General features: G+C 46.7%; 2 protein-coding genes (1 of these 2 only partly in view). Both read left to right on the top strand.

The window, feature by feature from the left end:
• Positions 1-11,622 carry the 3' portion of a non-ribosomal peptide synthetase gene (locus tag KHQ79_RS09625; protein ID WP_225514978.1) on the top strand. Its footprint begins 3,486 nt before the window's first position, so 11,622 of the gene's 15,108 nt are visible here — the last part of the coding sequence; its start codon lies beyond the left edge, outside the window; it ends in the stop codon at positions 11,620-11,622.
• Complete coding sequence (locus KHQ79_RS09620) at positions 11,606-25,303, top strand: type I polyketide synthase (RefSeq protein WP_225514977.1); 13,698 nt, start codon at positions 11,606-11,608, stop codon at positions 25,301-25,303. The genes KHQ79_RS09625 and KHQ79_RS09620 overlap by 17 nt, the downstream gene beginning before the upstream one ends.

Below are 25,303 nucleotides of genomic sequence, written 5' to 3'. Positions count from 1 at the left end.
CAGGCGAAAAAGACGCCTGATAGAGCGGCTGTCAGCTATGAAGATGAAACATTGACGTATCGGGAGCTCGATGAAAGAAGTACACAGCTGGCCATTTATTTGCAGACGCATGGAGTGGGGCCTGACCGTCTGGCGGGAATCTATGTGGATCGATCGCTGGACATGCTGGTGGGATTATTGGCGATTCTCAAGGCTGGCGGAGCATATGTGCCGTTAGACCCGTCCTATCCGGCTGAGCGACTGGAATACATGCTGGAAGACAGTGAAGTTTCCATTACGCTGACGACATCAGAATTAGTAAATACTTTACGCTGGAACGGTGTCAAGACTGCTCTGTTAGATAAAGATTGGGATGACATCGCTCAAACTGCCTCTGATCGAAAAGGGCTTACACGCACTGTCACGCCGGAAAACTTGGCATATGTCATTTATACATCCGGCAGCACAGGGAAGCCAAAAGGTGTCATGATACCGCATAAAGCTTTGACAAATTTTCTCGTTTCAATGGGAGAAACGCCGGGTCTTTCGCCAGAGGATAAAATGCTCGCTGTCACAACCTACTGTTTTGATATCGCTGCCCTGGAGTTATATCTGCCTTTGATAAAGGGGGCACACTGCCATATTTGTCAAACGGAACATACAAAAGACGTTGAAAAACTGAAACGAGACATCCAAACGATCAAACCGACAGTGATGCAGGCAACCCCTGCTACATGGAAGATGCTCTTTTATGCAGGCTGGGAAAATGAAGAGAGAGTGAAAATTCTATGCGGAGGCGAAGCTTTGCCTGAGACGTTAAAAAGATATTTCTTACATACGGGCAGCGAGGCCTGGAATATGTTCGGGCCAACAGAAACAACCATCTGGTCAGCGGTTCAGCGCATTAACGAAGAATGCTCACATGCCACAATAGGAAAGCCAATAGCCAATACACAAATGTACATTACGGATTCTCAGCTTGTTCCAGTCCCGGCTGGTGTCCCGGGTGAGCTTTGCATTGCAGGAGACGGCGTGGCGAAGGGCTATTACAAAAAGCAAGAATTAACGAATTCGAGATTCATTGACAGCCCTTTTGAGCCTGGAACAAAGCTTTACCGAACGGGAGACATGGCGCGCTGGCTTCCGGGAGGACGAATTGAATATATAGGCCGTATCGATAATCAGGTGAAAATACGCGGATTCCGTATTGAGCTTGGCGATATTGAAAGCAGGCTCAGTGAGTATCCCGGCATTCAGGACTGCGTCGTTGTCGCAGCTGAGGAGAATGGAATGGATAAGCTTGCTGCCTATTATACAACTAAAGATGCAAATGCATCTCTTGCGGCGAGGGAGCTGCGTCATTATGTGAAAGACGTTTTGCCTGCCTATATGGTGCCTTCTTATTTTATTCAGCTTGACCATATGCCGTTGACACCGAACGGAAAGATAGACAGAAACAGTCTTAAGCATAACGAATTAACTGCAAAGCAGCCAAAGCAAAGGGAGATCTCTCCTTTGAACATTCAGGAAGCTGTTTTCGCCATTTGGCAGGATGTATTGAAAATGAGTGACATTGAATGGGAAGACGGATTTTTTGATGTTGGCGGGGATTCGCTTCTCGCGGTTACTGTGGCTGATCGCATCAAACATGAGCTATCCTGTGAGTTTTCTGTCACAGACCTGTTTGAGTACTCAACGATCAAAAATATCAGCCAATACATCACTGAACAGCGAATGGGAGATACAAGCGCCTCTATGCCGACAGAACCGGCTGCTCATATAGATCAGTTCACCCAGATGAACGATCTCCCGGATTATTATGAGGATAGTGTAGCGATTATTGGTATATCGTGTGAATTTCCAGGGGCGAAAAATCATGATGAGTTTTGGGAGAACCTCAGAGACGGCAAGGAAAGCATTACGTTTTTCAGTAAGGAAGAGCTTCAGCGCTTTGGTATTTCAGAGGAGATCGCGGAGAATGCCGGATACGTCCCGGCTAAATCTTCAATTGATGGAAAAGACAGATTTGACCCAAGCTTCTTTCAAATCTCTCCTAAAGACGCTGAAATTATGGACCCGCAGCTTCGGATGCTGCTGACTCATTCATGGAAAGCAATAGAAGATGCCGGTTATGCTGCGAAACAGATTCCGCAAACCAGTGTTTTTATGTCGGCAAGCAATAATTCTTACCGCGCGCTGCTGCCGTCCGATACAACAGAAAGTCTGGAAACGCCTGACGGCTATGTCTCGTGGGTGCTTGCGCAGAGCGGGACGATTCCGACAATGATTTCTCATAAGCTCGGGCTGAAAGGGCCAAGCTATTTCGTCCACGCCAACTGCTCATCGTCTCTGATTGGATTGCATTCTGCCTATAAAAGCCTGCAGTCGGGGGAATCTGCTTATGCTTTAGTAGGTGGTGCAACACTGCATACCGAGTCAAATATCGGATATATGCATCAGCCGGGACTGAACTTTTCGAGCGACGGACATATTAAAGCTTTTGACGCTTCAGCTGACGGAATGATAGGCGGTGAGGGTGTTGCCGTTGTATTGCTGAAAAAAGCAGCGGATGCTGTAAAGGACGGGGATCATATCTATGCTTTGCTGAGAGGCATAGGTGTAAATAACGACGGCGCTGACAAAGTCGGTTTTTATGCTCCGAGTGTCAAAGGGCAGGCTGACGTGGTGCAAAAGGTCATGAATCAAACGAAGATTCAGCCTGAATCCATCTGCTATGTGGAAGCGCACGGAACCGGAACGAAGCTGGGAGATCCAATCGAGCTGGCAGCTTTAACAAACGTTTACAGGCAATACACAAATAAAACGCAATTTTGCGGCATTGGGTCGGTGAAAACCAATATCGGACATTTAGATACGGCCGCCGGTCTGGCTGGCTGCATTAAGGTCGTGATGAGTCTTTACCATCAGGAGCTTGCACCGAGCCTCAATTATAAGGTGCCGAATCCAAATACAGACTTATCCAGCTCTCCTTTTTACGTCGTCGATCAAAAGAAAACGTTAAGCGGTGAGATCAAAACGCACAGGGCTGCACTAAGCTCGTTCGGGCTTGGCGGGACAAACACTCATGCGATTTTCGAACAATACAAAAGAGATTCTGACAAAAGAAAGATAGACGGGACCTGCATCATACCGATCTCGGCAAAAAATAAAGAGAGGCTGCAAGAGTATGTGCAGGATATTCTGGCCTATTTGGAAAGAACAGGACTTGAGGACGGACAGCTGCCTGATTTTGCGTATACCCTACAGGTCGGGCGGGAAGAGATGGAGCATCGCGTTGCCTTTACTGCCGATCATGTGAACGAGTTAAAACAAAAGCTCACAGATTTAATCAATGGGAAAAAAGCGATTGAAGGCTGTTTTCAAGGAAGTAAGCACAATGACAGGGAGATTTCATGGCTGACGGAGGACGAGGACAGCGCGGAACTGATCCGTAAGTGGATGGCCAAAGGAAAAGTAAACAAGCTTGCGGAGATTTGGAGCAAGGGAGCGCATATGGATTGGATGCAGCTTTACAAAGGTGAGCGCCCATACAGAATGAGTCTGCCGACATATCCATTTGCAAAAGAAAGATACTGGCCATCGCAGGATGACCGCAAGCCGTCGGGTCAGATATCCGGAAATCAGACAGAGATCGGTTCCATCCATCCGTTGGTCCATCAGAATACATCTGATTTTTCTGAACAAAAATTCAGCTCTGTTTTTACTGGTGAAGAATTCTTTCTGAGAGACCATGTGGTAAGAGGAAAACCGGTGCTCCCTGGTGTTGCGTACCTTGAAATGGCGCACGCGGCTATCAAGCAGGCGACGGGAAGCAATAATGGCCAGGGGGTCAGAATCAGATTGAATCATACAGTCTGGGTTCAGCCTGTTGTGGTTGACGAACATTCGGCTCAAGTGGATATCGGTCTCTTTCCTGAAGAAGATGGGAAAATCACTTTTGAGATTTACAGTACACAGGAAGACGGGGCTGACCCGGTTATTCATAGTCAAGGCAGCGCGGAGCTGGTATCTGCCGCCGAAACGCCGGTCACTGATCTCGCTGAAATTTCACGCCGCTGCGGCAAAGGAAACATGTCACCTGGTCAATTTTACGAAGAAGGCAGAAGGAGAGGGATGTTCCATGGTCCGGCCTTCCAAGGAATTAAGAATGTTGATATAGGAAACAGAGAGGTTCTGGCGCAGCTGAAGCTCCCAGAAATCGTTTCTGGAACGAAGGAACAGTTTGTACTGCACCCAAGTATCATGGACTCCGCCTTGCAGACGGCAACAATATGCATCATGCAGGAATTGACGGATCAAAAGCTGATTTTGCCATTTGCGCTTGAAGAGCTTGAGGTGATCAAAGGATGTTCCTCTGCTATGTGGGCATATGCTCGCTTAAGTGACAGTGATCTCTCCGGGGGGATTGTTCAGAAAGCGGATATCGATGTCCTTGATGAGAGTGGAAACGTATGTGTCAGGATTAAAGGATTCTCAACGAGAGTATTGGAAGGAGAGGTCCATTCATCCAAGCCGCATGAACGCTTAATGCTTGAGCCGGTATGGAGAGAACAGAATGGCGGATATGAGGACGAAGATCTTTCATTCGCAGAGCATATCGTTGTTCTCTTTGAAACTGAACGAAGCGTCACGGACAGCATTGCATCAAACATGAAGGATGCCCGTGTCATTACACTGAATGAAGCTGAAGGACATATTGCTGAACGTTATCAATGTTACATGCAGCACATTTTTGAACTCATGCAAAGCAAGATCCGTGAGCATTCTGCCGGCCGTATCATCATTCAAGCTATCGTTCCGCTGAAAAAAGAGAAACAATTGTTTGCCGGTGTTTCCGGTTTGTTTAAAACAGCTGAATTAGAATTCAGCAAACTTACAGCTCAGGTTATCGAGATTGAGAAGCCTGAAGAGATGAATGATCTTCATCTCAAGCTGAAAGATGATAGCCGGAGGCCTGCTGATAAACAGATTCGATATGAGGCTGGAAACCGTTTTGTGAAAGGCTGGCGGGAAATGGCGCTTCCTTCCGCTAATGAGCTTCATATGCCGTGGAGAGACGAAGGCATTTATCTGATTACAGGCGGAGCCGGAAGCTTAGGCCTTCTGTTTGCAAAGGAAATTGCCAATCGAACTGTTCGATCCACCATTGTGCTGACGGGACGCTCTGTTTTAAGTGAGCGTAAGGAAAATGAACTGAAGGCTCTTCGAAGCATGGGGGCGGAGGTTGTCTATCGAGAAGCTGATGTAAGTGATCAGAGGGCGGTTCGGCGTCTCATGGAGGAAATCAAAGAAAAGTATGGCACTCTCAACGGAATTATCCATGGTGCAGGCAGCATTAAAGATCACTTCATCGTTCATAAAACGAAGGAAGAGTTTCAAGAAGTGTTACAGCCAAAAGTGAGCGGGTTGTTACATGTAGACGAATGCAGCAAGGATTTTCCATTGGACTTTTTCATTTTATTCTCATCTGTTTCAGGATGTTTAGGAAACGCTGGACAAGCCGATTATGCTGCGGCCAATACGTTTATGGATGCATTTGCTGCATACCGCAGTTCTCTTGCTGCATCTAAGAAGCGATTCGGTTCAACCATTTCCTTCAACTGGCCGTTATGGGAAGAAGGCGGTATGCAAGTCGGCGCTGAAGATGAAAAGAGAATGCTGAAAACCATGGGAATGGTCCCGATGCAGACAGATAGCGCCTTGAATGCATTTTATCAAGGGATAGCATCCGATAAGCCGCAAGTTTTTGTGATGGAAGGGCAGCTTCAGAAAATGAAGCAAAAACTGCTTTCTGCAGAAACGACATCCAAACGGAAGGGGCAGAAAAACGCAGATCAGGCTCACGGTCAAACTCAAAAATTAGAAGCGTCTTTAATTGAAATGGTTGGAGCGATTTTAAAAGTAAACACTGACGATATCGATGTCAATACAGAGCTGAGTGAGTACGGATTCGATTCGGTAACATTTACTGTCTTTACAAACAAGATCAACGAAGCGTACCAATTGGAATTAACGCCGACCATTTTCTTTGAATATGGAAGCATCCAAAGCTTGGCTGAATATGTAATTGCGGCGTATCCGGGAGAATTGAATCAAGATGCTGCTGTTAATGACACAGATGAAACGTCAAGCTCATTACACAGTTTAAACAGCCTGAGGGCATCATTAGGCAACATGGTCAGTGCGATTTTAAAAGTAGATAGTGAAGATATTGATGTCAATACAGAGCTGAGTGAATACGGATTTGATTCGGTAACATTTACAGTCTTTACAAACAAGATCAATGAGGCATATCAATTGGAGCTTACGCCGACCATTTTCTTTGAATATGGAAGCATCCAAAGCCTGACTGAATATTTGATAGATGAACATGAGGCGACTTTTGTTCAGGAGATCGAAAAATCAGAGGGGCAAGAAGAGTTACAGACAATCTCCTCTACTGTGCCGAAAATCACAACACGAAGCAATCACCGCTTCAAACAGCCTGTTATTGCAAAAGAAGAAAGAAGCAAAAAGCAGACTGCCGATTTTGAGCCGATTGCGATTGTCGGCATCAGCGGCCGATTCCCTGGTGCTAAGGATATAGATGAATTTTGGAGAAATCTTGAGGAAGGCAAAGACAGCATTACAGAGGTTCCAAAAGATCGATGGGATTGGCGGGAGCATTATGGAAACCCTGACACTGATGTCAATAAAACCGACATCAAATGGGGCGGGTTTATTGATGGTGTCGCAGAGTTTGATCCGTTGTTTTTTGGTATTTCGCCGAGAGAAGCCAATTATGTAGATCCTCAGCAGCGTCTCTTAATGACGTTTGTATGGAAGGCGCTGGAAGATGCGGGTTGCTCGCCGCAAAGCCTTTCGGGTACAGGGACGGGGATCTTTGTCGGCACAGGAAACACGGGTTATAAAGATCTATTCCATAGAGCGAATCTTCCGATTGAAGGCCATGCGGCTACAGGTCATATGATCCCTTCGGTTGGCCCGAATAGAATGAGTTATTTTTTAAATATCCACGGTCCGAGCGAACCAATCGAAACAGCTTGTTCCAGCTCTCTTGTAGCCATCCACCGTGCTGTAACCGCTATGCAAAGCGGCAATTGTGAGATGGCGATTGCAGGAGGTGTGAACACGATCCTGACCGAAGAGGCGCACATTAGCTACAGCAAGGCGGGGATGCTCAGCAAAGACGGCAGGTGTAAAACCTTCTCCGCCGATGCAAATGGCTATGTCAGAGGCGAAGGTGTCGGAATGGTCATGCTGAAAAAGCTGGCAGATGCCGAGCGTGACGGGAATCATATATACGGCGTTATTCGGGGGACGGCGGAAAATCACGGCGGAAGAGCCAATACCCTGACATCACCTAATCCGAAAGCCCAAGCTGATCTGTTGGTGCGTGCATATCGCCAAGCAGGCATAGACCCAAACACGGTCACATATATTGAAGCCCATGGAACGGGGACTGAATTGGGGGATCCGATTGAAATAAACGGGCTGAAAGCCGCGTTTAAGGAACTATCCAATAAGAGAGGCGGCAGCCAGGCGGACATTCCAGAGAACCGTTGCGGCATCGGCTCAGTTAAAAGCAATATCGGTCATTTAGAGCTTGCCGCAGGTATTTCTGGTCTGATCAAAGTGCTGCTGCAAATGAAGCATAAAACGTTAGTGAAAAGCTTGCATTGCGAGACGCTTAATCCTTATCTTCAGCTGGCTGACAGTCCGTTTTACATCGTTCAGGAAAAACAGGAATGGAAGGCTGTAACAGATCGTGACGGAAACGAGCTTCCGCGCCGTGCCGGAATCAGTTCGTTTGGGATTGGCGGAGTAAACGCACATATTGTGATTGAAGAATATATTCCAAAAGTGAATTCAGAACAAACGGCACCAGAACAGCCAAGCATAATTGTGCTGTCGGCTAAAAATAAAAATAGGCTAATAGATCGTGCTTCACAATTGCTGGAGGCGATTCGCAAGAAAAGATATACAGATCAGGATTTGCACCGTATCGCTTACACCCTGCAAGTTGGGCGCGAAGAGATGGATGAGCGTCTGTCGTGTATTGCGGGGACAATGCAGGAACTTGAAGAAAAACTGCAAGCGTTTGTTGACGGTAAGGAAGAAACTGGTGAATTCTTCCGGGGGCAGTCTAATCGCAATAAAGAAACCCAGGCTATTTTTACAGCAGATGAGGATATGGCAATGGCACTTGATGCTTGGATCAGAAAAAGAAAATACGCCAAACTTGCGGATTTATGGGTCAAAGGCGTAGTGATCCAGTGGAATACATTATATTGCGAGACCAAACCGAGCCTGATCAGTCTTCCTTCATATCCATTTGCGAAGGATCACTACTGGCTACCGGCAAAGGAACATTCAGAACTTGTTGATACTAGTGAAAAGCGCACCGCATGTTTTTTGACAAAAGAATGGAGTTTGAGTCCGATTGGTTCAAAAGTGCCGGGGACACGAACGGTTGCCATCCTGAGCAATCAAGAGACAGCAGATTTGGCAGCTGAAGTGTCTAAGTATTTTCCGAATCACCTTTTATTAGATGTGAGCCGGACTGACTGTTATCAGTCAGACATCGATTGGAAAGAGTTTGACGGTCTAGTGGATGTCATCGGCTGTGGTGAACATGATGAAGACCGGCTGGATTGGATTGAATGGATGCAAAGGCTTATTGAATTCGGGCATAAAGAGGGACTCAGGCTGCTTTGTGTGACGAAGGGGCTCGAATCGTTTCAAAACACATCCGTCCGGATGGCTGGAGCCTCACGAGCTGGTTTGTATCGGATGCTTCAAAGTGAGTACAGTCACCTTACATCAAGGCATATGGATGCAGAGGGGGGCATTGATCATCATCGTCTCGCGAAGCAGATCGCTGATGAGTTCTATTCGGATTCTCACGATACGGAGGTTTGCTACAGAGACGGTTTGCGGTATCAGGCTTTTCTAAAAGCGCGTCCTGAAACAGGTAAGGGAGTCAAACAAAGCATGTCCTTCCCTAAAGAGCATGTGCTTTTCATTACAGGCGGGACACGAGGCATCGGACTATTATGCGCCCGGCATTTTGTGGAGCGCTATGGAGTGAAAAAGCTGGTGCTGACCGGACGAGAGCAGCTTCCTCCGCGAGAGGAGTGGGCTCGCTTTGAGACATCAAACACATCCGCGGCACAGAAAATCCAGGCAGTGCGGGAGCTGGAAGCGCAGGGTGTGCAAGTGCAAATGCTGTCGCTTACTTTATCTGATGATGCTCATGTTGAACAAACGCTGCAACATATCAGGCAAACAATAGGGCCGATTGGCGGTGTTATTCATTGTGCAGGTCTGACCGATATGGATACGCTGGCATTCATCCGAAAAACTCCTGATGATATTCAGCGGGTGCTGGAGCCTAAAGTGGCTGGCTTGACAACGCTATATCGCCACGTGTGTAACGAGCCATTACAGTTTTTTGTATTATTTTCTTCTGTTTCAGCCATTATCCCTGAGCTTTCGGCGGGACAAGCTGATTATGCGATGGCAAATAGCTATATGGATTATTTTGCGGAAGCACATCAGAAAAATGCGCCGATCATCAGTGTTCAGTGGCCGAATTGGAAAGAAACCGGTATGGGTGAAGTGACAAATCATGCATATCGGGAAAGCGGCTTGTTGAGCATTACCAATTCAGAGGGCTTACGTTTTCTAGATCAAATCTTATCGAAAACACTCGAACCGGTTGTTCTCCCTGCGGTGGCGAATCAAACAAATTGGGAGCCGGAGCTGCTGATGAAGCGGAGGAAACGTCATGAGCAGGAAGCAATTTTGCAGAGCCCGCTGGCCACAGACATCAAAGAGATTGATGACATTTCCAAAAGTGATGGGCTATTATCTGAAACACAGTCCTGGCTTGTTGAACTGTTTACCGAAGAGCTGAGAATTAATCGTGAAGACTTCGAAATTGACGGATTATTTCAAGATTATGGGGTGGATTCGATCATTTTGGCGCAGGTGCTCCAACGTATAAACCGCAAATTAGAAGTAGCGCTCGATCCATCTATTCTATATGAATACCCGACAATTCAAAGGTTCGCAGATTGGCTGATCAGCTCTTATTCCGAAGCGCTGTCCGCTTTATTCGGAGACAGGATCTCGAAAACAGCAGCACCTATGGAGAGCAAAATGGAGGCAGGTGTTACTGGCCCTGCGAAAGATCGTACTCCTGCCGCCCAGATACAAGCGCCGGCGACTATTTCGCCGGGCTCCCATGCAAAAGATATTGCTGTTGTCGGGCTGTCTTGCCGCTTTCCGGGAGCAGATAAGCTGGAAGCCTATTGGTCATTATTATCTGAGGGACGTTCGTCAATCGGTCCGGTTCCGGCAGAGCGCTGGGGCTGCAAGACGCCATATTATGCCGGCGTGATTGATGATGTCAGCCATTTTGATCCTGATTTCTTTCTGCTTCATGAAGAAGATGTAAGGGCAATGGATCCGCAAGCATTACTCGTATTGGAAGAGTGTTTGAAACTCTTGTATCACGCCGGATATACACCTGAGGAAATAAAGGGGAAGCCTGTCGGCGTTTATATTGGGGGCAGAAGCCAGCACAAACCTGATGAAGAGAGTCTTCATCATGCTAAGAATCCGATCGTGACAGTCGGCCAAAATTATTTAGCGGCTAATATTTCACAATTTTTCGATGTGCGCGGCCCGAGTGTTGTAGTTGATACAGCATGTTCGTCAGCTTTGGTCGGCCTGAATATGGCCATTCAGGCGCTGCGTAGCAGTGATATTCAATCTGCCTTAGTCGGCGGTGTCAGCTTGCTAAGCTCAGATGCTTCTCACAGGCTGTTTGACCGGCGCGGCATTTTAAGTAAACATTCATCCTTCCATGTGTTTGATGAACGTGCTGACGGAGTTGTTTTAGGTGAAGGCGTCGGAATGGTCATGTTAAAAACAGTAAAACAGGCGCTGGAAGACGGAGATACCATATATGCTGTCGTGAAAGCGGCCTCGGTCAATAATGACGGAAGAACGGCAGGACCGGCAACACCTAATCTGGAGGCGCAAAAGGAAGTCATGAAAGATGCGCTTGCCAAAAGCGGAAAAAAACCAGAGGACATCAGCTATCTTGAAGCAAACGGGTCAGGTTCAGTGGTAACCGATCTGCTTGAACTGAAAGCGATCCAATCGGTGTACCGTTCCGGTCACTCATCGCCTCTTTCTCTCGGCTCAATCAAGCCAAATATTGGGCATCCGCTATGTGCAGAAGGGATCGCCAGCTTTATTAAGGTTGTGCTGATGCTGAAAGAGCGAAGTTTTGTCCCGTTTTTATCAGGTGAAAAAGAGATGGCGCATTTCGATCAACAGAAAGCGAATATCACGTTCACCCGAACGCTGGAAAAATGGACAGATTCGCGGCCTGCGGCGGCCATTAACTGCTTTGCCGATGGGGGGACGAATGCTCATGTCATCGTAGAGGCGTGGGAAAAAGATGAAAAACGCGCGATCAAGCGCAGTCCAATATCGCCTCCTCAATTAAAGAAACGGGCGTTTTCGCCTGGCAAGTCAAAGCCGGAAGCGGAGACCTTAAAAATGGATGCGGCAAACATATGGGATACTTATGAGGTGGAGGTCTAACGTGAAAAATATAACGAAACAACTCACATTATCGTTAAAAAATCCGTTTATATATCACCATGTGGTTTACGGACAAAATGTCCTTCCGGGATTGGCCTATATCGATATGATCTACCAGATATTCAGAGAACATGGCTACTCTTGCTCAGAGCTTCAGCTGCGAAATTTATCCATCTATCAGCCGCTGACGGTGGGACAGGATGCGATGATTGTTCTCAATATCCAATGTACGGAGAAAAAAGAAGGAAAGTGGCAAATCACAGCCAAAGGCTTTGAAAAAAGTGGCGGGAAAGAAGCTTCAGAAGAAAAGCTCTATATGAAGGCTGACATGCACGCTCATTCCCCGGTTGTATTTGAAGAAACACTGGAGATCGGTCAGATGAAAGCATCTGCGAGGAACGTTGTTCAGCTTGATGATGTATATGAACAATGCAGACGTCAGGAATTGGTGCACAGTGAATATATGAAAGTCAAAGGCTGCATCTATGAAGAGGAAGACGGCGTCCTTCTTGATCTTTCTCTCGGCTCAGAAGCCATGCGTCACGCAGAAGGCTTTATGTTTCATCCAACTCTCATAGATGGGAGCGGGGTGGGGGCCAACAATTTGCTCACATCTTTGCTTAAAGGAGAACAGAGGCTGTATTTGCCTCTGTTCTATGAATCCTTTTCCGCTTCAGCACTTTTGCAGACACATTGTATGACGAGAATTAAGCGCTCCTCCGTCCGTCAGGAAAAAGAGCTGATTTATGTAACACTTGAATTTTTCAATGCTTCCGGAGAAAAAGTGGCTGAACTGAAGAACTTCACAAGCAAACTAGTGCGTGAAGCAGAGCTGATTAGCGGAAAGCATCAGGATGTACAGGAGAAACAAGAGACGAGTAAGGACATAGCTGAGCATACTCATGCTGCTGATACCGTATCTTCAACCGGCAGTATGGGAGCCTATGGCGGGGCTGAACAGTTCGTCAGCCAATTAATCGCAGACAAAATAAATAAACCGATTGAACAGATTGAAAAACAGGTCGGCTATTACCAAATGGGACTGAATTCATCAGGATTGCTTGAAGTGGTAGAAACCATCAGTGACAAGATCGGTGAGAGCCTTTCGCCGACTCTCCTGTTTGAGCATACCACCATTGCAGAGTTGTCAGCATTTCTTGCCGAGGAATATGCCGAGCATTTTAGTGCCGCTGGTTCCGTTGTTCAAAATGAAAGAGAACACGTCTCTGATCGCATAACCGACGATAAGACTGCTGAAAGCGTACGTACTGAATCTTCTAATGTTATACCTTCTGAGGCGGCAGGCGACATTGCAATAATTGGTATGGCGTGCAGGTATCCGAAGGCGAACAATATTCATGAATTTTGGAACAATCTGAAAGAGGGGAAGGATTGCATTAGCGAGATTCCTGAGTCGCGCTGGGATTGGCGGCGCTTTGAAGGAATCACATCTCCTTCAGGCAAGGATATTTCCAAATGGGGCGGATTTATTGATGACCCAGACTGCTTCGATCCTCAATTTTTCAGAATCACGCCGAGAGAAGCAGAGACAATGGACCCTCAGGAGCGGCTGTTTTTAGAAACCTGCTGGGAAACCATTGAGGATGCTGGCTACACACCAAAGACGTTGGCTAAGCCTAAAGGACGAAATAAAAGGCATCATGTAGGAGTTTTTGCGGGCGTCATGCACAAGGATTATACACTAGTCGGCGCTGAAGAAGCATCAGCGGAAAATGTGTTTCCTCTCTCGCTCAACTATGCGCAAATCGCCAACCGTGTATCTTACTTTTGTAATTTCCACGGTCCGAGTATGGCGGTTGATACGGTATGCTCCTCGTCTCTGACTGCTGTACATCTGGCATTGGAAAGCATTCGCCACGGTGAGTGTGATGTCGCGTTAGCAGGCGGAGTGAATCTGTCCCTGCATCCTAATAAATATATGACATACGGGGTCTGGGATATGTTTTCCACTGACGGGCACTGCCGTACATTTGGCAAGGATGGGGACGGTTATGTGCCGGCCGAAGGAATTGGTGCGGTTTTATTAAAGCCTTTGCGCCAGGCGGAGGAAGACGGAGATCGCATTTATGCCGTGATTAAAGGAAGTGCTGTGAATCATGTGGGCACTGTAAGCGGCATTTCAGTGCCGAGTCCGGTTTCTCAAGCTGATCTGATTGAGAAATGCTTGGAGAAAACGAGAATTGACCCGCGGACGATCAGTTATGTGGAAGCACATGGAACCGGTACGTCCTTAGGAGATCCGATCGAAATACAAGGGTTGGTGAAAGCATTCCGCCAATATACACAGGATCGGCAATTCTGTTCAATCGGTTCTGTTAAATCGAACATCGGTCATGCTGAATCCGCAGCTGGTATCAGCGGTTTAAGCAAGGTTGCCCTTCAGCTTCACTATCAGACTCTCGTGCCTTCTTTGCATTCGGAAGAACTGAATCCGTACGTGGATTTTAAAAAGTCACCATTTTATGTACAGCATGAAGCAGAAACGTGGAAGCAGCCTGTTATTAAGGAAAATGGGAAAGACCTCCCTTATCCTCGCCGTGCAGGTATCAGTTCCTTCGGGGCGACCGGTTCAAACGCACATATTATTGTAGAGGAATATATTCCTCAAACAGCGGAGCAGGACGTTACTTTGCTGTCAGATTCTGAAATGCCGGCTGTTATCCCGCTTTCTGCCCGTAATCAAGAACGTCTTCATGTATATGCAAAACGTCTCTTGGATTTTCTTCATGATGGGATTCAGATTAGAGATTTGGCTTATACATTGCAGGTAGGTCGTGAACCGATGGAAGAGCGGGCTGCTTTTGTAGCAGATGGAATTCAAGAATTGACCGGTCAATTGAAGGCTTTTATAGAAGGGCACGAAACCGTTCAGCATTGCTGGATGGGCCGAGTGTCAAGAGGAAGCGATTTATCGCTTTCTGCCGAAACGGTACATAAATCGCTGGAACAAAGAAATTTCGATCTGATTGCAGAGCAGTGGGTCAACGGAGCTTCGATTGACTGGAAACTTCTTTACGATGGAAAGAAACCAAAGCGGATCAGCTTGCCGACATATCCTTTTGAGAAGGTGCGTTATTGGGTGCCGAAAGCGGAGGCAGCGACTGATCGATCCAAACGGGAAGGTCATGTCCTTCATCCTCTTCTGCATCAAAATGTGTCCGACATGTCGGGAATACGCTTCCGTTCAGCGTTCACGGGACGTGAATTTTTCCTGAAGGATCATGTCATTAAGGGCGAGCGGGTTTTACCCGGTGCAGCTTTATTGGAGATGGTTCGTGCTGCTGTGGAAAAGGCAGCTGCCAATCAGTTTCCGACAGGATTCCGACTCCGGAATATCGTCTGGGTTCGGCCGTTTGCCGTCACAGAACAGCAAGCAGACATACACATACGTTTATATCCTGAAGACAATGGTGAGATTGCATTTGAAATCTGCCAGGAGCCGGAAAGCGCAGAGAAGGAGCCAGTTGTATACGGACAAGGGAGTGCAGTGCTTTGTGAGGCTGATGAATCTCCGGTAATAAACATTGAAGAACTGAAGGCAAATGCTAAGGAGCGGATTCTGTCACCTTCTGATTGTTACGACGCTTATGCGGACATGGGAATTCATTATGGTGACAGCCACAGAGCCATCGACAGCATATATGCCGGCAAAAGCGGAGTTCTAGCTAAATTGGCGATGCCATCTGTGATCTCTGATACGCAAGACCGTTATGTTCTGCATCCGAGCATGATAGATTCGGCATTTCAAGCATCTATCGGTTTGAGGCTGGGAGGCGATGCGAGTTTAACAGACAGAAAGGCAATGCTGCCTTTTGCGTTACAGGATGTTCAAATCTTCAAAGGCTGCGAGGCGTCTATGTGGGTATGGATCACATACAGCGAGGGCAGTGCAGCTGGGGATCGTATGCAGAAGCTTGATATCGATTTGTGCAATGAAGAGGGGCAGGTTTGCGTGCGAATGAAAGGCTATTCTGCAAGAGTGTTAGAAACAGAGGCAGAAAATCCTTCTGAGACAATTGACACGCTGCTGTTTGAACACGTTTGGGAAGAAAATGCTCCTGCAGAAAAGCAAGAGCTTATAGGGTATGAGACACATAAAATCATTGTCTGTGATTTTGGAGAACAAATGGAAAGTATTCGGAATCATCTTGACTGTACAGTACTGCAGCATCATACAGAGGCAATTGATGAACGGTTTGAAGGATATGCCGTACAGTTATTTGAAGAAATCAAGCAGCTGCTGCACTCAAAAACTGGGGGACATACACTCATTCAAGTGGCGGTGCCTGCATTGAACGAGCCGCAGCTATTAAGCGGCTTAACCGGACTGCTCAAAACGGCTGAGTTGGAAAATCCAAAACTGACAGGACAGCTGATTGAATTAGATACTGGGGTGTCTGCTAGTGACCTCTTCGAAACATTGGAAGAAAACAGACGCTGTCCCCGTGACACGCATATCCGCTATTGGCAAGGGAAACGGTTTGTAAGCAAATGGAAAGAGACGTCTGGTGAGCACCTAAGTGCTGACATACCGTGGAAGGATAAAGGGGTTTATCTGATTACAGGCGGTGCAGGCGGTCTTGGCTTCATCTTTGCAAATGAAATCGCAAACGAAACGAATGATGCTGTTGTAATCCTGACAGGACGCTCTCCGCTCGATGAAAGGAAGCAGGAGATGCTTCAAGAGCTACAGAAACTTGGCGTCCGAGCAGTTTACAGAAAAGCGGATCTGACAGAGAAACGAGCTGTTGATGCCTTAATAGAAGAGATTCAAAACGCTTACGGCGGCTTGGACGGCATCATCCATAGCGCCGGTATGATAAAAGATAATTTCATTATTAAGAAAAAGAAAGAAGAAATTCAAACCGTGCTCGCTCCAAAGGTAACTGGTCTGATTCATCTTGACGAAGCAACGAAAGATATTCCGCTCGACTTCTTTATCCTTTTTTCCTCAGGTGCGGGAGCAGTGGGAAGTGCGGGACAGGCTGATTATGCAATGGCGAATGCATTTATGAATGCATTCAGCGAATATCGAAATGGCCAAGCAGCGCTCCGCAAACGTTACGGAAAAACGCTTTCGGTGTGCTGGCCGCTGTGGAAAGACGGGGGCATGCGTATTGATGCTGAAACTGCAAGGATGCTGACAAAAGAAACAGGCATGGTGGCCATGGAAACAGGTCATGGGATTCAGGCATTATACCATGGCTGGGCGTCAGGAAAGCCGCAGCTGTTGGTGGCATCAGGTGTTGCCAATCGGATTCGTGCATTTTTATATGAAACGGGACATGGTCAAGGCCAATCCCAAAATATTAAAAATACAAATGACAATCAGGATACGGAAAAAGCAGACATTGTCTTTGGAGCCGATGAAGAGACATTGAGAGAAAAAGCAGAGAACTATGTGAAACAAGTGCTTTCTTCGGTTATCAAGCTGCCGGCCAGCCAAATTGATGCTGAAGCTCCTCTTGAGGATTACGGGATCGATTCTATTATGATCATGCATGTAACCGGTCAATTAGAAAAAGTATTTGGATCTTTGTCCAAGACGCTGTTCTTTGAATACCAGGATATTCGGTCATTAACCCGGTATTTTACTGATTCCCACAGAGAAAAGCTGCTGGACATTTTGGGAATTGAAAAAGACAAACCTTCTGCTGCGGAAAATACAAAAACTGATTCTGAGCCTGAAAAGAGAGAAATCTCTGTTGCCCCAAGAAAGTCTGGATTCTTTCCTTTGCAAGAAAAAGAGCAACAACAGTTAAGAGAAAAGGGAATAGAGGAAATTGCAATCATCGGTATCTCAGGGCGCTATCCACAGGCAGACAACATCTATGAATTGTGGGAAAACCTGAGGGACGGGCGAGACTGTATTACGGAAATTCCTGAAGACCGCTGGGATCATAGTCTCTATTATGATGAAGATAAGGACAAGCCTGGAAAAACCTACAGCAAGTGGGGCGGCTTCATGAAGGATGTAGACAAGTTTGACCCGCAGTTTTTCCATATTTCGCCTCGTGAGGCAAAATTAATGGACCCTCAAGAGCGTTTATTTTTGCAGTGTGTGTATGAAACGATGGAAGACGCAGGATATACAAGGGAGCATCTCGGCCGTAAGCGTGATTCGGAGCTTGGCGGAAGCGTCGGTGTTTACGTAGGTGTCATGTACGAAGAATACCAGCTGTATGGAGCGCAAGAGCAGGTGCGGGGCAGGTCTCTGGCTTTAACAGGAAATCCATCATCCATCGCAAACCGAGTATCTTATTATTTTGATTTTCATGGACCGAGTATTGCGTTAGACACCATGTGTTCTTCTTCCTTAACAGCTATTCATTTGGCCTGTCAAAGCTTGCAGCGCGGAGAGTGTGAGGCGGCATTCGCGGGCGGCGTGAATGTTTCAATCCACCCAAATAAATATTTGATGCTTGGGCAGAACAAATTTATGTCCAGCAAAGGCCGATGTGAAAGCTTCGGACAGGGCGGAGACGGCTATGTGCCGGGAGAAGGCGTTGGAGCAGTGCTTCTTAAGCCATTGTCTAAAGCTCTTGAAGATGGCGATCACATTTATGGAATCATTAAGGGGACAGCTATTAACCACGGAGGAAAAACAAATGGTTACTCAGTTCCAAACCCGAATGCCCAAGCTGATGTGATCAAAAAGGCGTTTGTGGAAGCGGAGGTTGACCCGCGGGCAGTCAGTTATATAGAAGCGCACGGCACGGGAACCTCTCTAGGAGATCCTATTGAAATGACTGGGCTGTCCAAAGTGTTTACGCAACAAACGGATGACAAACAATTTTGTGCAATAGGCTCGGCCAAATCAAATATCGGGCACTGTGAGAGTGCGGCAGGTATCGCAGGATTAACGAAGGTACTGCTCCAAATGAAATACAGGCAGCTTGCACCTTCCCTGCATTCAAACGTGCTGAATCCGAATATTGATTTCCTTAACTCACCGTTTAAAGTACAGCAAGAGCTAGAAGAATGGAAGAGACCAATCATTTCTGTCAATGGAAAAGAAATCGAATATCCGAGAATCGCAGGCATTTCTTCATTTGGCGCCGGGGGAGTAAACGCCCATATTTTAATAGAAGAGCATGTTGCCGAATCTAAGCAGGAACGTTCGCCAGCGGGGAAACAGCCGGCTGTCATTGTGCTCTCAGCAAAAAATGAGGAAAAACTTCAGAAACGGGCGGAGCGATTGCTGCATGCCATTCGTGAACAAAGATATGCAGAAGCAGATTTGCACCGGATCGCCTATACGCTGCAAGTCGGTCGTGAAGCGATGAATGAGCGTCTGGCGTTCGTTGCTGAAACAATGGAGGAACTTGAAGAAAAACTCAACGACTTTATCTCTGGAACAGAAAATCGAGAATATGTCTATCAAGGACAAGTAAAACGCAATAAAGAATCTATTGCCGCTTTTGCCGCTGATGAAGATATGTCAAAAACAATCGAGGCATGGATGCAAAAAGGAAAGTATGCGAAGGTTTTAGACCTTTGGGTAAGAGGCTTGCGTATCGATTGGAGCACGCTCTATCAAGATCAAAAACCGCGGCGCATCAGTTTACCCGCCTATCCTTTTGCACGAGATCGCTATTGGATAGACGTAAATGCAAAGGCTGAGGAAATAAGAAAAGACGAACCGGCCGCTTCGGTACAGCCCGTCATTCAAAAAACGTCTATAGCCAAAGAAGCCAGCGGTAAGCCTGCCAATATCACGTTACAGCCTTTAATGGCCAATCAGGATCGTTTGCAGCGTGCGGCATCTCCGCTTCCATCTGATACAGAAACAAAGACGATCGCGGCGGAAGCCTTGTGCGATGAACTAACGGCGAGCTTAGCGGAAGTGCTGTACATGGATCAAAACGAGGTTGATCCAGACGAAGCATTCATTGATATCGGAATGGACTCGATTACCGGACTCGAATGGATAAAAGCAATAAATAAACAGTATGGCACATCACTAAATGTCACCAAGGTTTATGATTATCCGACAACACGTGATTTCGCTGTTTACTTAGCACAAGAGTTAAGCACACAATCTGGAGAAAAAACAGCAGGAATCGAGTTTTCAAAACAAACGGAGCCGTACGCGCCGATGAAACAGAAAACAGCAGCACCCGCTCCAAAACCGGACAATATATCCCTGCAGCCGTTAGAGAATCATCTGCCGCTGCAGGAGGAACCTGCAGCAACCATTCGATATGCAGCAGCAGAAATATCCGCATCAAGCCAATATACTGGGGCAATTGAAACGCTACATGAAGAATTGAGGGAAAGCATAGCAGCCGTGTTATTCATGGAGCCCAACGAGGTGGATATTGACGAAGCATTCATCGATATCGGAATGGACTCGATTACCGGGCTCGAATGGATAAAAGCGGTGAATAAGCAATATGGCACGTCCTTTTCAGTCACCAGAGTGTATGATTATCCAACGATACGTGATTTTGCCGAGATGCTAAAGTCCGAGCTTGGAACGCATTTTAAGAGAAAGCAAGAAATGACAGATCAGCATGATGTCTCTGAAGCTGTTAAACATGTGAAACAGCCGGCAGCACTCCCTAAGGCAAAGCCGGCAGACCGTCCGCTTCAGTCTGTTCAATACCCAATAAAGAAAGAGCATGAGCAGAAACCGGCTCCTATTCAACAAGATCACCGAGAGGATGCGATAGCCATTGTCGGGATGTCGGGGAGGTACCCGGGCGCCAGTAATGTAAGAGAATATTGGGATAACCTGGTTCATGCGAGAAATGCGATTCGGGACATTCCAACATCACGTTGGGACGTTGACAAATATTATGATCCTGCCCTGAACCAAAAAGGAAAAAGCTATTGCAAATCAATGGGGATGCTTGATGATATTGAACATTTTGATCCGTTGTTTTTTAATATTCCGCCGTCAGAAGCTGAACTGATGGATCCCCAGCATCGAATATTTTTGCAGGAAGGCTATAAAGCTTTTGAGGACGCTGGATATAACGCCCGAACATTAAATGAGAAAAAATGCGGCGTTTATCTCGGGATTATGAGCAATGAATATGGAGTTATGCTGAATCGGAAGGCAAGAGCAAACGCCACCGGGAACAGCTTTGCGATTGCTGCGGCGCGTATTCCGTATTTTCTTAATTTAAAAGGGCCTGCTATTCCTATTGACACCGCATGCTCATCTTCATTGGTCGGCACACATTTAGCACGACAGGCACTCATAAACAAAGAAATTGATATGGCGCTGGTTGGCGGTGTCAGCTTATACCTGACGCCGGAATCTTACATCAGTATGTGTGAGGCCGGCATGCTTTCACCTGATGGACAATGTAAAGCATTTGACAATGGCGCGAATGGTTTTGTGCCCGGCGAGGGTGCGGGTGCGTTGGTACTGAAAAGGCTGAAAGATGCGGAAGCGGACCGTGACCATATTTACGGCATTATCATTGGCTCAGGTATTAATCAGGACGGGAAAACAAACGGTATCACGGCACCGAGTGCAAAAAGCCAAATGGATCTGGAAAGAGGTATATATGAAACATACGGAATAGATCCTGAGAGTATTAGTTATGTAGAAATGCACGGCACCGGAACAAAACAAGGCGATCCAATTGAATTAGAGGCCTTATCTACCGTTTTTCAAGAAAAAACAGATAAAAAACAGTTTTGCGCTATCGGTTCAGTCAAAAGCAATATTGGCCATACATCTGCGGCGGCCGGAGTAGCCGGAGTTCAAAAAGTGTTATTGTGTATGAACCATAAAATGTTGGTGCCGACATTGAACTTCACGACGCCGAATGAGCATTTTCAATTTGAGCATTCTCCTTTATATGTAAATACGGAGCTCAAGCCTTGGGAAACGGCTGACGGAAAACCGCGGAGAGCCTGTGTCAGCTCTTTCGGATATAGCGGGACGAATGCCCACATCGTGATAGAAGAATATCAGCCGAAAAAGAGGCATGATCGATTAACAAAGCAGCATCATTCAACACTCTTTGTACTCTCAGCGAAAAAAGAGCAGCAGCTGAAGGCCTATGCAAAAGCAATGAAAGATTTCACAAATTCGATTGAAGAAATCAATCTGGAGGATATGGCATATACACTTCAGACGGGCCGGGAAGCCATGGATTATCGCATGGCGTTTTTGGCGGATTCAAGAGAATCGCTGATCAAAGCTTTGGATGATTATTTGGCAGATGTACCGAACAGCAACTTATATGCCGCTCACGTGAAAACGAAGAAAAGCGAAATCAAGTTGTTTGAAACAGATCACGATGCCAAAGCATTGCTGCAAACATGGATAGAGAAGAAAAGGCTGGAGAAAGTTGCGGAATTATGGGTGAAAGGGCTGCAGGTCGATTGGAACGGACTTTATGGAGATCACAGACCTCGCAGAATCAGTCTGCCTGCTTATCCGTTTGCAGAAGAATATTACTGGCTGCCAAATCTAGAAGAAAACACCGAAAACAGTGGTTCAGCACTGCCTCACTCCGAACCGCTTACTAAGCATTGCATTCTGCATAAACAGTGGCAGCGTTGTCCGATTGAACCAGCAGTACGTACGAATCAAGCCGTAGCCATATTAGCAAACGAGGAGACTATGGCATTGGCGGCAGAGCTTTCGAAGTATTTCTTGGATTACCGTATATTTAACAGTCAAGAGCTCGATCATGTATCTGCCACTGACTATGAAGATGCTGACGGAGCAATCGATCTGATCGGGTGCGGAACGAGCCATGAGCAGTCTACAAGCTGGATAAACTGGCTCCAAAAGCTGATCGAGCAAGGACGTACAAGCAAGCGCAATTTAATGATCTTGGGTGTAACGAAGGGGCTGGAGGCTTACGCAAATGAAGCTGTTCATTTGTCCGGTGCTTCGCGGGCCGGCTTATACCGCATGCTTCAAAACGAGTACAGCCATCTTACATCAAGACATGCAGACATGGAGTGCGGAGCCTCTCATGAGGAGCTGGCCAGACTGATCGCAGACGAGTTTTATGCTAATAGTGCCGAATCAGAAGTATGTTATCGAAACGGACAGAGGTATCGCGCATATTTGGCAGAGAAACCAGCAGAAGCCGAGATTACTCCTAAGCAAGTATCGTTTTCATCAGACAAAGTCCTGCTGATTACAGGCGGGACAAGAGGTCTCGGTTCGTTGTGTGCGCGGCATTTTGTGAAAACATACGGCGTTAAGCGGCTGGTGCTCATCGGCCGGGAAGAGCTGCCGTCGCGTGATCAGTGGAATTTAGTAAAAAATGCTTCACTTGAGAAGATAAAAGCCATTCAAGAGCTAGAAGCCATGGGTGCGCAAGTTCAAGTGCTGTCTCTGGACCTGACCGATTCATTTGCTGTCAAACAGAGCCTGAAGACAATACACGAAACAATGGGGGCAATTGGCGGAGTCATCCACTGTGCCGGGAAGGTGAACAAACATAATCCGGCATTTATTAGAAAATCACTAGAAGAGATCGAACAGGTGCTTGAACCGAAAGTCAAAGGCCTGCAAACGTTATTTGACCTGCTTAAAGACGAACCATTGGCGTTTTTTATCTTGTTTTCATCAGTATCAGCGGCCATTCCTGTTCTTGCAGCCGGACAAGCTGATTACGCGATGGCGAATGCTTTTATGGATTATTTTGCAGAGGCCCATAAAGGTGAATGTCCAATTGTCAGCATTCAGTGGCCTAACTGGAAGGAGACCGGTTTAGGTGAGGTTCGAAGCAAAGCTTTAGAGCAGACTGGATTGGTGAGCTTGAGAAACGATGAGGGATTACAACTGCTGGATCAGATTTTATCAGATACACAGCGTGCTGTCGTGCTGCCGGCGATTCCAGATACAAATGTATGGAAGCCTGACAAGCTTATGCAACAGTCACTGCCTGTTGAAGCCCTCTCACATCCTGAGACTAAAGAGCAAGCCAGCCCTCAAAACCTGTTCCTTGAAACAGTTGACTGGCTCGTAACTCTTTTTACAGATGAACTGAAGATAGCAGCTGAAGACTTTGAAACGGACGAGCCTTTCCAAGAATACGGAATCGACTCAATTATATTGGCTCAGCTGGTACAGCAGATGAACCAAACATTAAATGGAGATATTGATCCATCGATTTTGTTTGAATATCCGACAATAGAATCCTTTGCAAACTGGCTCATATCGAAATATGACGTGTCAGCTGTTTTGCATCCATCTGTTCCTGAGACACAAATACCTGCTAAGGCACAATCGGCAGTGAAACAGGCGCCCATGCAAGAACAGCAGCCACAACAAATAAGTCATGAAAAAACGGCGGGTCTTGCAGAAGATATCGCCATCATCGGTCTTACTTGCAGGTTCCCTGGAGCGGCAACACTTGAGGCATACTGGGATTTAATACGTAATGGTCAGTCTGCAATTAAACCTGTACTGCCTGAACGATTCGGGCACTCCAGTACTAATTACGCGGGCCTCATTGATGATATAAATCGATTTGATCATGATTTCTTCATGATGTCCGAGAACGATGTCAGAGCGATGGACCCTCAAGCTTTGGCCGTATTGGAGGAAAGCCTGAAACTGTGGTATCACGCCGGTTATACAGAGAAAGAAGTGAAACGCATGAGGGCTGGGGTTTATATAGGAGGCCGCAGCCAGCACAAGCCTGATCCGTCCAGTCTTTCAAAAGCAAGAAATCCGATTGTCGCTAGCGGACAAAACTATTTAGCAGCTAACATCTCGCAATTTTTTGACTTAAGGGGCCCCAGTATTGTGCTGGATACTGCTTGTTCCTCTGCGCTGGTCGGATTGAATATGGCCATTCAGGCTCTGCGGAGCGGAGATATTGAGGCAGCGGTTGTCGGCGGCGTCAGTTTGCTTGATGCTGATGCGCATCAAATGTTTCAGGAGCGCGGACTCTTATGTGATAAGCCGTCATTCCATATTTTTGATAAGCGGGCAGACGGTGTCATTTTAGGAGAAGGCGTGGGCATGGTTCTCGTCAAAACCGTCAGCCAGGCACTCAAAGACGGAGATTCCATATATGCTGTCATTAAAGCCGCCGCTATCAACAATGACGGAAGAACGGCAGGCCCATCTTCACCGAATCTCGAAGCGCAAAAGGATGTCATGCAGACAGCGCTTGAAAAAAGCGGCAAAAAGCCTGAAGAGATCAGTTATCTTGAAGCGAATGGCTCGGGATCAGCGGTGACAGATTTACTTGAACTGAAGGCGATTCAAGCCATTTACCGTTCAGGCTCAAAGGTGCCATTAGGGCTGGGATCAGTGAAACCTAACATCGGCCACCCTTTATGTGCAGAAGGAATAGCGAGCCTGATTAAAGTCGCTTTGATGCTGAAACATAGACAATTGGTTCCATTCCTGTCAGGTGACGAAAACATGTCGCATTTTGATATAGAAGAGACTGATTTGTATTTCTGTAAATCGCAAGACGAGTGGAAGGAGACAACGCCGGCTGCAGCAATCAATTGTTTTGCAGATGGCGGAACGAATGCCCATCTGATTGTAGAAGGCTGGAAAGACTCGACCGAGCGTGCAATCAGAAGAAAACCTTTGCCTCTGCCGGAATTAAATCGGAAGCCCGTTTTAAGAGAACCATCGGCTCAGACCGTGCAGAAAAAAGTGCTTTCAGGCACGGGGGCTTCTAAAGAAATGTTTTGGAAAACTTTCAAATAA

Origin of the sequence: Bacillus sp. TSO22 (assembly GCF_020223595.1) — a bacterium.
GTDB classification, from domain to species: domain Bacteria; phylum Bacillota; class Bacilli; order Bacillales; family Bacillaceae; genus Bacillus; species Bacillus inaquosorum.
This window is presented reverse-complemented; position numbering and strand designations above follow the sequence as displayed.

Bases quoted from the DNA above. Each gene is read 5' to 3' on its own strand.
- KHQ79_RS09620 (WP_225514977.1), top strand. From the start codon at position 11,606: ATGAGGTGGAGGTCTAACGTGAAAAATATAACGAAACAACTCACATTA.